The 12440-nt window shown below is 68.8% G+C and carries 11 protein-coding genes; 5 read left to right on the forward strand and 6 right to left on the reverse strand.

Annotated elements, in window-relative coordinates:
* On the forward strand, nt 1-828 hold an 828-nt coding region (locus ACFYMC_RS28920), incomplete at its 5' end, for an alpha/beta fold hydrolase (RefSeq protein WP_388530856.1).
* 48 nt (nt 829-876) lie between these two features.
* On the opposite strand, the gene ACFYMC_RS28925 is transcribed toward ACFYMC_RS28920, so the two are convergent.
* Entirely contained in the window at nt 877-1407 is a 531-nt protein-coding gene (locus ACFYMC_RS28925) for a MarR family winged helix-turn-helix transcriptional regulator (RefSeq protein ID WP_388530859.1), read from the reverse strand.
* 153 nt (nt 1408-1560) lie between these two features.
* On the opposite strand from ACFYMC_RS28925, the gene ACFYMC_RS28930 reads away from it, so the two are divergent.
* Nucleotides 1561-2436, forward strand: coding sequence for a haloalkane dehalogenase (locus ACFYMC_RS28930; RefSeq protein WP_388530862.1), 876 nt, complete (start codon nt 1561-1563; stop codon nt 2434-2436).
* Between the two features lie 114 nt (nt 2437-2550).
* On the opposite strand, the gene ACFYMC_RS28935 is transcribed toward ACFYMC_RS28930, so the two are convergent.
* The gene (locus tag ACFYMC_RS28935) at nt 2551-3195 is read right to left on the reverse strand and encodes a CatB-related O-acetyltransferase (RefSeq protein ID WP_388530865.1); all 645 of its coding nucleotides are present in this window, start codon (nt 3193-3195) and stop codon (nt 2551-2553) included.
* A 684-nt stretch (nt 3196-3879) separates the two neighbouring features.
* Between ACFYMC_RS28935 and ACFYMC_RS28940 the strand changes: the two genes are divergently transcribed.
* Complete coding sequence (locus tag ACFYMC_RS28940; RefSeq protein WP_388530868.1) at nt 3880-4272, forward strand: RNHCP domain-containing protein; 393 nt, start codon at nt 3880-3882, stop codon at nt 4270-4272.
* A 25-nt stretch (nt 4273-4297) separates the two neighbouring features.
* Complete coding sequence (locus ACFYMC_RS28945; protein WP_388530871.1) at nt 4298-4738, forward strand: RNHCP domain-containing protein; 441 nt, start codon at nt 4298-4300, stop codon at nt 4736-4738.
* A gap of 102 nt (nt 4739-4840) precedes the next feature.
* Here the strand turns inward: ACFYMC_RS28945 and ACFYMC_RS28950 are convergent, their stop codons facing one another.
* Nucleotides 4841-5275, reverse strand: coding sequence for a hypothetical protein (locus tag ACFYMC_RS28950; RefSeq protein WP_388530874.1), 435 nt, complete (start codon nt 5273-5275; stop codon nt 4841-4843).
* Nucleotides 5276-5766: 491 nt separating this feature from the next.
* On the opposite strand from ACFYMC_RS28950, the gene ACFYMC_RS28955 reads away from it, so the two are divergent.
* Nucleotides 5767-6120: a VOC family protein gene (locus ACFYMC_RS28955; protein WP_388530877.1), complete on the forward strand. Its 354-nt coding sequence runs from the start codon at nt 5767-5769 to the stop codon at nt 6118-6120.
* A 52-nt stretch (nt 6121-6172) separates the two neighbouring features.
* Here the strand turns inward: ACFYMC_RS28955 and ACFYMC_RS28960 are convergent, their stop codons facing one another.
* The 3 genes from ACFYMC_RS28960 to ACFYMC_RS28970 all read right to left on the reverse strand — a co-directional run bounded on the left by ACFYMC_RS28960 (nt 6173) and on the right by ACFYMC_RS28970 (nt 12286).
* A complete protein-coding gene (locus tag ACFYMC_RS28960) occupies nt 6173-9187 on the reverse strand; it encodes an SGNH hydrolase domain-containing protein (protein ID WP_388530880.1) in 3015 nt (1004 codons plus the stop codon).
* 14 nt (nt 9188-9201) lie between these two features.
* A complete protein-coding gene (locus tag ACFYMC_RS28965; protein WP_388530883.1) occupies nt 9202-10923 on the reverse strand; it encodes a glycosyltransferase family 2 protein in 1722 nt (573 codons plus the stop codon).
* A 583-nt stretch (nt 10924-11506) separates the two neighbouring features.
* Nucleotides 11507-12286, reverse strand: a complete 780-nt coding sequence (locus ACFYMC_RS28970) for an SDR family NAD(P)-dependent oxidoreductase (RefSeq protein WP_388530886.1) — start codon at nt 12284-12286, stop codon at nt 11507-11509.
* Nucleotides 12287-12440 lie beyond the last annotated feature (154 nt).

Below are 12440 nucleotides of genomic sequence, written 5' to 3' on the forward strand. Positions count from 1 at the left end.
GGCTTCTTCTTCCCCATGCTCTCCATGATGGACATCATCCTTCCGGGGGCGAAGCCCCTGATCAGGAGTGTCCGTCAAAGCGGATCAAGCCCAGACGACGCACTCACGGCGTCGCTCGGCGTCCGTGTCATCGCACCCGATCAACCGGGCGTCGGTGGATCATCGCCGAAGCCCGGCCGGAAGATGGCGGACTGGGGGCGGGATGTGGAGGAACTCGCGGACCACCTCGGCCTTGAGGAATTCACGGTAGCTGGGCACTCGGGCGGGTCTCCCCACACCCTCGCAGTCGCATGCCGCCTGCCCGGCCGGGTGTCCAAGGGCGTCCTGGCCTCGCCCGTCGGCGATTTCAGCGACCCGTTCATGCGCAGGCAACTGGTGATGCGGGACCTGAAGTTGATAGCCAAGATCCACCGTCTGCACCACCTGCTGCGGTGGGCCTACCGGGGCAGCTCCACGCAGGTCCTGAAGGATCTGCCCTCCTACGTGGAGTCGGTCGCCGAGGACGACCCTTCCGATGCCGCGACGCTACTCGACGACCCCGCACAGCGAGCCATGTTCGAGGCGAGCTTCGAGCAGGGGATGTCCCACGAGGGTGAAGGGACCTACGAGATGACTCTTGCGCTGTGGGACTGGGGATTTGTCCTGGAGGACGTTCGGCAGCCCATCGAGGTGTTCTACGGTGATGCCGACGACATCATCTCCCCGAGGATGCCCGAGCGGGTCGCCGAGGAGCTCCCCAACGGGACGGGGCACGTATGGGCCGGGGCGGGACACTACGGCTTCGTCGACCGTGAGCGTTGGACGCAGTTCCTTTCGGCCGCGACTTGAGCCTGCGCCACCTCGTCCACCGCTGCCCTGTCTCACTGGCCGGTGTGTTCATTTCCCTTCGTGGTGTGCGGCCTTGACGTGGTGGTCCAGGACGCGCCTCAGTAGCTCGGTGAGCTGACCGCGTTCGGCTTGGCTGAGGGGAGCCAGCAGTTCGTCCTGCGCCGCGTTGATGATCTCGTCGAGCCGGCGTAGCTGGCTGCGGCCTTCGGTTGTCACGGTGATGACGTTACGGCGACGGTCCTCAGGGTCCGGGGCCCGTTGCACCAGGCCACGCTCGGTGAGGTCGTTGATGACGGCGACCATGTCGCTGCGGTGGACTCCGGTGCGGCGGCTTAGCGTCGACTGGCTTGCGGGGCCGGCCTCGGTGAGGGCCACGAGGACCACGAAATGCCAGGTCCGGACGTTCTCGGTGGCCAGGCCCGCGCCCACCAGCCGCTCGGCTTGGAGCGTGGTGAGCGAGAGCAGCCTGCTCGGTAGACCACGTACCCGCTCGGGGGCGGTCTGGTCGGCCATGTCCTTGGCGCGCGTCCTGGTGGAGGCGCTCGGTGCGGGAGCGGGTGATACGGGCCTGGTACTCATGCGGCGATCCTACTCCGTTGTGTTGGTGCGCCGAACGATGTACGGTTCCGGTGAATTCGTTGGTGCGGCAAATGTTAGCCGAACTAACGCAATGTACCGCGTGACCGAGTGTCGGCCCCGTAGAGCCGGGCCCCTGCGAGAGGACCGCCGAACATGCCCGTCATTGACGTCATCGACTCCCACATCTCCTACACGGACACCGGCGACGGATCGCCGGTGGTCTTCCTGCACGGCAACCCGACCTCATCGCACCTCTGGCGTAACGTCACCCCGCACGTCCGCGGCCAGGCCCGCACACTCGCTCCCGACCTCATCGGGATGGGGGCCTCCGGCAAGCCCGACATCGAATACGGTTTCGCCGACCAAGCCCGCTACCTCGGTGCCTGGTTCGAGGCGCTGGAGCTACGCGAGGTCGTCCTCGTCGGCCACGACTGGGGCGGTGTACTCGCCCTCGACTGGGCGGCCCGCAATCCGGCTCAGGTGCGGGGGGTGGCTCTGATGGAGACGATGCTCAAACCGCTGACCTCCGAAGAGCTCGCTCCGGCCGCACGGGCCCGTTTCGAGGCCTTCCGTACGCCTGGAGTCGGCGAGGACCTCGTCCTCGCAAAGAACCTCCTCCTTGAAACTGCCTTCAAGGGAGGCGTGTTGAACCCGCTCACCGCGGCGCAGGCGCAACCGTACCGGGCCCCCTACCCGACGCCCGAGAGCCGACGTCCTCTGCTGGCGTGGCCACGGATGACGCCCCTCGACGGCGAGCCGGCCGAGGTCGTCGCCCGGATGGGCGTCTACGGCGCCTGGCTCGCCCGCAGTGCGGACGTCCCCAAGTTGCTGCTGACCTTCGACTCCTCACCGACCCTCCTGATCGAGGAGAGAGTGATCGGCTGGAGCCGGGCGAACATCGCCTCCCTGGAGGTCGAGCACTGCGGCCCGGCCGGACACCACGCTCCCGAAGACCAGCCGGACGCCATCGGCCGTGCACTGTCGCGTTGGCTACAGACCCAGGGGCTGACCTCCGCCTTCAGCGTCTGAGGGCGCCCGGTGCGAGGGCGGGCACGGTCCACGGCCACTCGCGCGCCGCCGTCCACCGGATCTGAGGCCCGAACAGGGTGAGACCGCTCGAAGCTGACCGCGCAGGCATGGGGCTCAGGGGCGTGGAGCGACCCTTTCGAGATCATCGACGGAGCCGGACATGATGGTCCGGATGTGCTCGCTGAGGTATTCCGGGGGCCAGTCCCACCAGGCGAGTTGGAGCAGGCGGGCGATGTCCTCGTCCGAGAAGCGGCTACGGACCGTCCGCGCCGGATTGCCCCCGACGATCGCATAGTCCGCGACATCGTCGACGACGACGGCTCCGGAGGCGATGACGGCGCCGTGCCCGATGCGTACACCAGGCATGACCATGGTCTGGTAACCGAACCAGACGTCATTGCCGACCACGGTGTCTCCCCGGCCGGGGAGCCCGCTGAGCAGGTCGAAGTGCTCGGCCCAGGAGCCGCCCATGATGGGGAAGGGGAACGTGGACGGACCGTCCATGCGGTGGTTGGCGCCGTTCATGATGAACCGCACCCCGGTGCCCAGAGCGCAGAACTTGCCGATGACCAGTCTCTCCGGTCCGTAGTGGTAAAGGACATTGCGCGTCTCGAACGCGGTCGGGTCCTCAGGATCGTCGTAGTAGGAGTACTCGCCGACATCGATCAGCGGAGAGCGGACCAGCGGCTTCAGCATCACCAGGCGCGGTTGCTCAGGAAATGGGTGAAGCGTGGTGGGGTCGGCGGGAAGGCGGTTCATGGCAGTGGCTTTCGGCTCGGCGACGGATAGGCGCGGGGCTCACCTGCGCGCGGCGACCCATGCAGGAAACTGACTTTTCACCATGGAAGGATAAGTGGCCCGCTCTGCGGGGCGTGTGACGGAGTCACAGCAGCAGGCGCGGTGCGGTCCACCTCTTGGACGCGGCCTTCGCGCCGCGTCACTGGAAGCGAGGAGGCCCCAGACAGGGACCCCGAGTGTCCGACACGTCATCGCAGCACCCAGGCCGAAGTGGTCACCGCCCGCCCCTTCGCCAAGATCCTGGCCGCCGCTGCTGCGGCCCTTGCCGACACGCCCGCTCACCGCCGTGCCCCTGACGCAGGTCGGGGGCACGGGAAGCCGGAGAGTCGGGGAAAACTCGTTGGCGGCACCAGAAGAGTCTGCCTAACCTGTCTGTCGAACCTGGACCATCCGCCATGCCTTCGTAGTTGAGAAAGAGTGTCTTGATGCCCCGGACCGCGCCGAGCGCCCCTCTCCGTACCGCGTAACCGCCCGCGTTCTGTGTCGTTTCAGACCAGAACAACCGGCGTGATCGCGTCGACCCCGTACGTTCACCGGTAGTTCGCCCCGTCCCTCGGGGCACGGTGGGCGATCGGCCTCCACGTCGAGGTCCGCTCGGCCGGCTCTTGCTGTCACAGTCATGTCCTTCAGCAAGGAGCACCCCGGGTGTCCAACACCAACAGCGCTCACCGCAGCGCCCCGAACAACAGACCTTCCTCCAGCGCCGACACCTTCGTCTGCACCTGGTGCACCCTGACCCTCCCCGGCGTCACAGCGGAGGGCCAGCGCCGTCACCACTGCCCGTCCTGCCTGCACGCACAGCACGTGGAGGACGCCCGCCCCGAGGGCGACCCGAGCGAGTGCCACGGGCGGATGGGTCCCATCGCGCTCGCCGTCCTGCCCACGGGCGAATGGAGGGTCATCCACCGCTGTGCGGGCTGCGACATGCTCTCCTCCAACCCGGTCAGCGGTGAGGACAACCCACTCCTGCTGTTGCGGATGGCCGTACGCCCGCTCGCGCAACCTCCGTTTCCACTGGAAACGCTGGGCTCGCTGTGATGGGGACGTAGGGAGGAGACCGGCCATGTCACGCAAGAAACCGACCCTCAGGCGAGCACGGGCAGCACGTAGACGCCCGCAGCGGCACAAGGACGTGCACCACCGGCACTCCGAGCAACGTCCAGGTGGTTTCAGGTGCCTCGGCTGCCGCCTGGACGTCCCTTTGAAGGCGCCCGGCACCGCGCACCGCAACCACTGCCCGCACTGCCTCGCCAGCCGACACGTCGACCGACGTGTCCCGGGAGACCGCGCCGCCGGCTGCGCAGGGCGCATGATCCCGCTGGCCGTGTTCACCCGCCACGACGGCGAGTGGATGATCATCCATGAGTGCCTGAGGTGCCGGGCACTGAGCTCCAACCGCATAGCCGGCGACGACAACGCCCTCTCCCTGGTGCGCCTCGCGCTGAGACCGTTCCAGGCGACCAAGGCGATGGCTGGCGAGGTGATGCGGGACAGCCCTCCGTAGGGGGAGCCGGCCGGCGGCACGGTGTGGGGACGCGGCCCTCGCACCTGCCTCCGGCCGGGCCCGATACCGGCGTAACGGCCAGTGAACGCTCAGTGCGGTCGGTCAGAAGGCGAGCTTGTAGGTGACGTCCTTGCCCGCGGGAGTCGGGGCGGCATCGGTGTACTCCAGCCGGATCGAGGTGAAACGCCGGACGTCGGGGTGATCGGGCCAAGGCTCGGGGTTGCTGAGGGTGACCGTCACCGGATAGGGGCGGAAGCGGCCTGCCGCGCAGTACGGGCGGCAGTCGTTCACCATGTCGGTGCCGGTGGCCTTCGCGGTCCGTGAGCCCCAACTGTCCCACCGTAGATCGACGAGGCGGTTGTTGCCGTCCCCGCAGGCCAGGAGGTACTCCGTGGGCCGCACCTGGGGTTGTGAGAAGCAGTCGACGACCACGACCGGATCCGGTGCGGGGGCAGGGGCCGCCCGGTCCCGTGCGGCGGCCGGGACGACAGCCACTGCCAGGGCCGCGCTTGCGCATGCCAGGGTGGCTGTCCGCATTCTGGACCGGAGCCCGCTGCTGAGCCTGCCCCTACGTGAAGCGTCCACGACGTCCACCTCGCCTTCCGCCCGTCCTCGACACCGAGGCAGCATGCCCAGCTTGCCCCTTCTGGGTGGACCGCGCACCCGGTGGGCCCGGCAGACCGGGGGCCGGAGGTGGATCTGGCGTGTGAGGCTCTCGCCCCGGGCTGTGCTCGGGGCGAGCTCGCCGCCACGGGTGCTGCTACGGCTGGAGCCGGTCGGGGTTCGGGCAGACCCGTAGCGGGACAGCCCGTCTGCCCCACGACAAGATGTCGTGGGGCAGACGGGCTGTGGCTCCGGCGCCGGTGCCGGGCCCCGGAGCGGGCAGGACCAGGGACCGGCTCGTTGTGCCGGCTGTGCCAGACCGTGGCCGGCTGGCTTTGGGTAGCGTGTGGTGTCCCGCACGTCAGCCCGCTGAACAGCGGTGGAGCGCAGGGATTTCGGGTTCGCCGCGCCTCAAGGAGGAACTGATGAACGTTCGCCGCATCGTCGCCAACTTCCAGTCCGAGGGCCCGGCCCTGGCCGAGAGCCGCGATTTCTACGGCGCGCTTGGCTTCGAGGAGGTGATGAACCACGGGTGGATCGTCACGCTCGCCTCCACCGACAACCCGACCGTGCAACTGAGCTTGATGGTGGAGGACCCGACAGCCCCGGTCGCCCCGGATGTGAGCGTTGAAGTCGAGGATGTGGACGCCGTCCACCGGGCGATGGTGGACCGGGGCGCTGAGATCGTCCACCCCCTGACGGACGAGGAATGGGGAGTGCGCCGGTTCTTCGTGCGTGACCCCAACGGTCGTGTGATCAACGTGCTCAGCCACTCCTGAGGGCGGTGCGCCCGCGCCGGTTACGGGTCTGCGCGGACCTTCGGCGTGGCCTTCAGGGGCGCGGTTCGCGCGTCGAGACGGTGACGTGGTCGACCCGCATCGGGTGCCCCCCTTCAGTGGCGGGTCCCACGCGTGCGCCGTCGGCGAGTGGCAACGTGCCGCCGATCGCCACGTTGAGGATCAGGAACACCCCGTGGTCCAGCGCGCGTTTCCAGGTCCCGGAGTCCATCTGGCCCCCGTCCACGCGGTGGTACACCCGACCGTCCAGAAGCCACCTCACCTGAGGTGCGCCGGGGGAGAGGTCGACTTCCACCGCATAGGAGTGGAAAGCCGTGCGACAGTCGGGACACGGCTGGGGACCGGATGTCAGACCCACGGGTTCTTGACACGGCCCGCCCTCGGGAGCGCCGCAGTGCAAGGTGCCGAAGACGGTGTCGCGTCCGTTGACGGATTCCATGATGTCCAGTTCCCCGACACCTGGCCATCCGGTGTAGCCGTCACGCAGGGGCGCCCCCAGCGTCCAGAACGCCGGCCAGTAGCCGGCGGCCTTCGCCCCGGTCACGTCTGGCAGGGCGATCGAGGCCTCGATCCGTAGGATCCCGCCGGGCGGCGGGGCGAAGTCGGAGCGCCTGCTCTCGATGCGCCCCGATGTCCAGCGTCCGTCCTTGGAGACGGGGACGATCTCCAGGGTGCCCCTGCCGTCGAGGCGGACGTTCTGGGTCGAGTCCGTCATGGTCTCGACCTCGCCGGTGCCCCATTGCGGCGCGGGGCATCCGGGGTAGCAGGTACCGAGGTCGTGGACCCAGCGGGCCCGGGACGGGGGGCTGCCGGCCGGCCCGTCGAAGTCGTCCCGCATCAGCTCGGTCCAGCCGTCCGTTCGCGATGTGGCGGCGTCTGCCCGGGCGGGCAACGCACCGGCCTCGGTGAGGAGTCGTTCCAGCCTGGGGGTCAAGATGACGGCTGCCGCGTTGGTGAGGTGGGTGTCGTCGCGGTAGAGCAGGATGCGGTCGAGTACGGCCGGGCAGGTGGGGCCGCTGCCCGGGCACAGGATCGGATTCACGCTGACGCTGAGTACACCGGGTAGGGCCCCGGAAGCGATCCGCTTCGCCAGGGGATCGGGCCGATGGGCACGACTGCGGGTGAAGGCGCAATCGGAGGGCGCCTGGGGACTGCCGGAGACGCATGCCGGGATGTCAGTCCCCGGGACGGGGGTGTCCTCGATGTACACGATCGGAACGTCGAGTGCACGCAGTGCCGCCAGGGTCTTCTCCCAAGCTCGGGCAAGCAGCTCCTGGTCGTCGGTGTAGCGGTTGAGCGAGGAGATCACGATCAGTTGGGGCTTCGGTTGCTGACGCAGCTGCTCCAGGGTGTCGGACCGCCAGGTGTCGCATTCCCGATAGGTTCGGCCGAGCTGGGGGTTGTGCACCGTCAGTTGTGCCAGGGGACAGCCCTGTTTCACCAACACCTGTAGTGCCCAACCGCGTTGGGCGGCCACTGCCAACACGGGGGAGAACCACTGTCCGGCGTGCGAGTCGCCCAGGAGCACGACTCGGTTCGCGCTCTCCCGGGCGCCGAAGAGGCACTGGGGGCTGCGGGTCACCGGGGGAGCGACCTCACAGGCGCCGTCCGGCGGAAAGTCCGTGCGCGCTTGGACGGGACCCGGCTGCACCGGGCCGTCCCCAAGCGTCACCCCCGGGGTCCGCTGGAGCAGCCAAGGGCCCGAGGCGGCGCCCGGGGGCAGGCCCGCGGGATCCACCGGGCGGGTCGAGCCCAGCAGGTGGAGTGTGGTGGTGCCCACCACCAGGGCGAGGACGACCGGCAGTACGACGGCGGTCACGCCCACCGACAGTCCGCGCCGGGGGTGTTCGCAGACCGTACGGCTGCGGCGCAGCGGTCGTTCGACCAGCCGCATGGTGGCGAAGGCGGGTAGCACGGCCGCCAGCGTAAGCGCGGTCTTCGCTGGCCAGTCGAGGGTGCCGAACCTGGCCTGCGCCATCACGAGTACCGGCCAGTGCCACAGGTACAGGTTGTAGGAGAGCCGCCCCACCGCACGCGGTGCCCGCCGCGACAGCAACCGGCCGACTGCGTATGCGCCTTCGGCGTTGCGCTCGCCTCGTCCGGGTGTCGCGGCGAGGAGGATGGCGGCTGTGGCCAGGGTCGGTACGAGCGCCGCGCTGCCGGGGTAGGGGGTGGAGCTGTCATAGGAGACGATGCACCAAAGGGCTGCGGCGGCTCCGGTCCAGCCGCACAGCCACCGTAGTGGTCGGGGCCCGCTCACCAGGTGCCAGGGCAGCAGGGCGAGCAGGGCGCCCACGCCGAACTGCCAGATGCGCGCTTGCGTTGCGAGATACGCCAGCGATGCGCTGCGCTCCGTCCAGTGCAGGGACAGGGCGAACGAGCCAAGGGTCACCAACGCGGTGACCAGAGCCGCCGTGGCGCGTACCGCTCGGCCGCGGCGAACCGCCCTGGCCGCCCAGAACCCGATCACGGCCCAAAGCGGCGCCCAGAGCAGATAGAACTGTTCCTCGACGGCGAGGGACCAGAAGTGCAGCAGCGGGCTCTGGTCGTGGCCGGCGGTGAGGTAGTCGGTCTGCTGTGCGACGAACCGCCAGTTCGCGAGGGAAAGGGCCGCCGCGAGGACGTCGTACTCCACGTCCGTGCGGCGCAGCGGCACGGTCAGCCAGGCTCCCGCCACCGCCACTGCCACAAGTACCACGGCGGCGGAGGGGAGTAGCCGTCGGGCTCTGCGTGAGAAGAAGTCGCCCAGGCGGATTCGACCGTTGGTGATCGCTTCGCGGGTCAGGAGGCCGGTGATCAGGTAGCCGGAGATGACGAAGAACATGTCCACGCCGGTGAATCCGCCCGTCGCCCAGGGAATTCCGGCGTGGTAGGCGAGTACCGCGAGCACGGCCACTGCACGTAGACCCTCGATGTCGGGCCTGAAGGTGGAACGGTGGGGGCTCGGTCCGGATTCGCCGCCGGGACGGGAAGGGGAAGGCGGCGGCCCGGGTGGGATGTTGGCGCGCTTGTGTGGTGCGCCCGGTCCGGGAGCGAGGAGGAACGGCATGAAGGCGACGCCTTTCAACTCAGCCAGGGAAGCATCGGGTTGACCCACCCGGATGCCAGGAGGCCGGTGAGGATGAGGACTGCGGAGGCCGCGAGGGTCTCCGGCCAGCGGCGGGGCAGCATGGCACCGGAAAGTCGCAGTGGCTTGCGTAGCCGAGTGAGTGGCGCCGTGGGGCCCGCCGTGTGGGCCCTGCCCGTGCCGCGCGACCTCGCCTGCGGGAGCGACTCGGTCAACAGGTCGCGCAGTAGCGGGACGTTGATCTGGTATTGGACCAAGAGGTAGAACAGGAGACCCCAGTTAGGCTCCCAGCCGTTGCGCGCGACGGCCAGTGCGAGGCCGGTGGCAGCCGCAGCGTTCGAGACCAGGAGCCAAGCCAGTGCGACACCCACCACCCGGCGTGCCATTCCCCCCGAGGCGGCGGTGCCCCGCACACCGGTGGGCACCCAGGCCGCGCTCCGGCCCCGGAGCGTGTGGAGGAACGCGGTCGCGGCTGCCACGCTCGTGAGGACGTTCGCCCGGATCACCTCGACCCGCCAGCGCGTCCTGCTGATGCGCGGCAGTAGCACGTGCCAGAGCCACAGCGGGGCGAGGAGCGGCAGCACGTGCCAGGGCCTGATGTGATCTGGGTACCAGAACATCATCACCAGGGGCGGCAGCGGCGCCGCGAAGGTGTTCACGGCGGCGGTCAGGTAACCCACGATGCCCTCGTAGAAGCACAGCCGCATCCGCCAGGGCGCGCCCATCCGGCTGAGCGCTTTGGTGCCGAGCAGGTGCAGGTTCCCCATCGCCCACCGGTACTGCTGGTTGATGAAGGAGGCGACTTCGTCGGGCGAGGTGCCTTTGGCGACCAGTACCGGAACGTACAGGGTGCGGTACCCCCGCTCGTGGAGTGCGAGTCCGGTGTAGAGGTCCTCGCTGTGGTCCAGGCGGGCGAAGCCGCCGGCCGCGTCGATCGCACTGCGGCGGTAGACGGCGTTGCTGCCGCAGCAGATGGCGGCGTCGCTGGCGTCCCGGGACGGTTGGATCCAGCGGAAGAACCATTCCTGCGCCGAGCCGGCGGCGCGTTGGATCCAGCCCATGGACGGGTCGGTGTCGAAACACTGCGGGCTCTGCACGATGCCGACGGCGGGGTCGGCGAGGTAGGGGACGAGGTGACGCAGCATGTCCGGCCGGGGAGCGAAGTCCGCGTCGAGGATGGCGATGAACTCGGCTCCGCTCAGGGTGAGTGCGTGGTTGAGGTTGCCGGCCTTCTTGAGGTGTCCCCGGTCGGGGCGCACGACGTAGCGGTAGCCATAGGAAGTGGCCAGAGCGGCGACGTCGGTGCGGTCAGCATCGTCGAGGACCCAGACGTTGAGTGCGTTGGGCCAGTCGAGGGCCGCGACGGCACGGTAGGCGTTGTCGAGGACGGCGAGTGGTTCGCCGCAGGTCGGAAGGTAGACGTCTACCTGCGGTAGCTCGGGCGGTCGCCAGGCCTGCACGAGTACTTCGTGTGACTGCCTGGTCAGGCGGCGTCCCCGAAGGCTGTTGAGGCAGGAGAGGGCGAGGGCGAGGACGTTGAGCGCGAGGACGGCGAGGAAGGCCCAGAGCGCCGGGGTGCGTAGGGCGAAGGTGAACATGGTTGCCGCCGTGAACACAAAGGCGGCCGAGGTGCTGATCAGGACCCAGCGGTGCTGCGGTCCGAAGTACCAGTAGAGCTCTTCGTCGGAAGGTGGCAGAGGTAGGTGGTGAACGGTCATAGAGCCCCCCACGGCTGTGTATGTGCCCGTTTCAGGCGGCCCACTCTAGCGGTGAAGGTATAGACCATTTGCGCAGCGGGGGTGTAACGAGTCGTTTGAGCCACGGAGTTGACGTACTGCGATTGGTCCAGACCTCTCGGGTGGGTTCATTCGATCGGCTACACCTGGATGGATCGGGAATTCCCAGTTCAAGGACGGATGAACAGTCACGGAACATCGACCCGCCGCCGCTTTCCCGGGCAGACGTGGCGGGGGGTCGGGAGCATCGGGTTGCCCCCGGGTGCCCTACTCGCCACGCGTGCATTGCACTTGCGATTGATGGGTCGTGGGGGCGTGCCCTTCTGGCTTCGCGGAGCGCTGCGCCAGGTTGCACCCTTGCGGGTCGCCGCCCGAGGGAGTCGCCTCGGCCGTCACGGGGCACGTCCTTGCGCATCGATCGCACCCGTGAACGCCCGCACCGCCCCACCGGGCGCCCGTTGGGTCGCAGGGCGCTCGTCGATGGGCGAACGCGCAGGTGGTCGCTTCCCGCAGGCGTGGTGGTGACACTCGACTGCGGGGGCGGGGGCGGGGGCGGGGCCTACGCTCAGTGCACGGAAAAGCCGCCGTCCACGAAGATGGACTGTCCGGTCACATAGCCGGAGGCGCGGCTGGCCAGGAACACCGCCGCCCCGGCGAAGTCCTCGGGCAGGCCGTTGCGCCCGACGAGGGTCCGCTCGGCCAGGGCCGCCACCCGCGCCGGATCGGAGGACAGACGCGCGTTGAGTGGGGTCATGACGAAGCCGGGCACGAGGGTGTTGCAGGTGACGCCATGGGGCGACCACGCCTCGGCCTGTGAACGGGACAGCGACTCCAACGACCCCTTGGAAACCCCGTACGCACCACTGTGGACGAAGGCACGGTGGGCCTGTTGGGAAGTGATGTGGATGATGCGCCCGAAGCCCCGTTCGGCCATGCCCGGGCCGAATCGCTGGCCCAGCAGGTAGGGCGCCTCCAGGTTCACTGCCATCGTGGCGTCCCACACCTCCTCGCCCAGTTCGGCCATGGGAGGCCTGAGATTGATCCCGGCAGCGTTGACCAGAATGTCGGGCTCGCCGAAGACAGTGGCTGCCTCGCCTGCCGCACCGTGCACCCCGCTGCGCGTGCTCAGATCTGCGCTCACCCAAGCCGCCCGGCAGCCCGCCGTCGTCAACTCCTCGACTGTGGCGAGCAGTTCCGGCTTCCGGCGCGCCACGATCACCACGCTCGCCCCGGCCCGTGCGAGCGCGCCGGCGACGGCCCGGCCGATCCCGGAACTGCCGCCCGTGATCACGGCGACCTGGCCATCCAGTGAGAACAGTGCGGAAAGGTAGGGGTGGGAGCTCATGACCGAAGGCTAACGAGGTTGTGAGCGAATGAGGTCTCGGCATGCTGGCCTGGGGGCTTTGAGCTGTACTGAGATTTGTGGAGTCCCTGATGCCAGGGTTACGGTCCTGGCGAAGGAGAACCACCAGCACCATGGCAGCACCCCGTAAATACCC

The sequence above is a fragment of the Streptomyces sp. NPDC006879 genome, from assembly GCF_042869595.1.
In the GTDB taxonomy this organism is placed as follows: Bacteria; Actinomycetota; Actinomycetes; order Streptomycetales; family Streptomycetaceae; genus Streptomyces.

Excerpts from the sequence above, each read along its gene's own strand:
- ACFYMC_RS28970 (WP_388530886.1), bottom strand. The coding sequence starts at position 12,286 with ATGAGCTCCCACCCCTACCTTTCCGCACTGTTCTCACTGGATGGCCAG.
- ACFYMC_RS28965 (WP_388530883.1), bottom strand. The coding sequence starts at position 10,923 with ATGACCGTTCACCACCTACCTCTGCCACCTTCCGACGAAGAGCTCTAC.
- ACFYMC_RS28950 (WP_388530874.1), bottom strand. The coding sequence starts at position 5,275 with ATGCGGACAGCCACCCTGGCATGCGCAAGCGCGGCCCTGGCAGTGGCT.
- ACFYMC_RS28930 (WP_388530862.1), top strand. The coding sequence starts at position 1,561 with ATGCCCGTCATTGACGTCATCGACTCCCACATCTCCTACACGGACACC.
- ACFYMC_RS28955 (WP_388530877.1), top strand. The coding sequence starts at position 5,767 with ATGAACGTTCGCCGCATCGTCGCCAACTTCCAGTCCGAGGGCCCGGCC.
- ACFYMC_RS28945 (WP_388530871.1), top strand. The coding sequence starts at position 4,298 with ATGTCACGCAAGAAACCGACCCTCAGGCGAGCACGGGCAGCACGTAGA.
- ACFYMC_RS28960 (WP_388530880.1), bottom strand. The coding sequence starts at position 9,187 with ATGCCGTTCCTCCTCGCTCCCGGACCGGGCGCACCACACAAGCGCGCC.
- ACFYMC_RS28935 (WP_388530865.1), bottom strand. The coding sequence starts at position 3,195 with ATGAACCGCCTTCCCGCCGACCCCACCACGCTTCACCCATTTCCTGAG.
- ACFYMC_RS28925 (WP_388530859.1), bottom strand. The coding sequence starts at position 1,407 with ATGAGTACCAGGCCCGTATCACCCGCTCCCGCACCGAGCGCCTCCACC.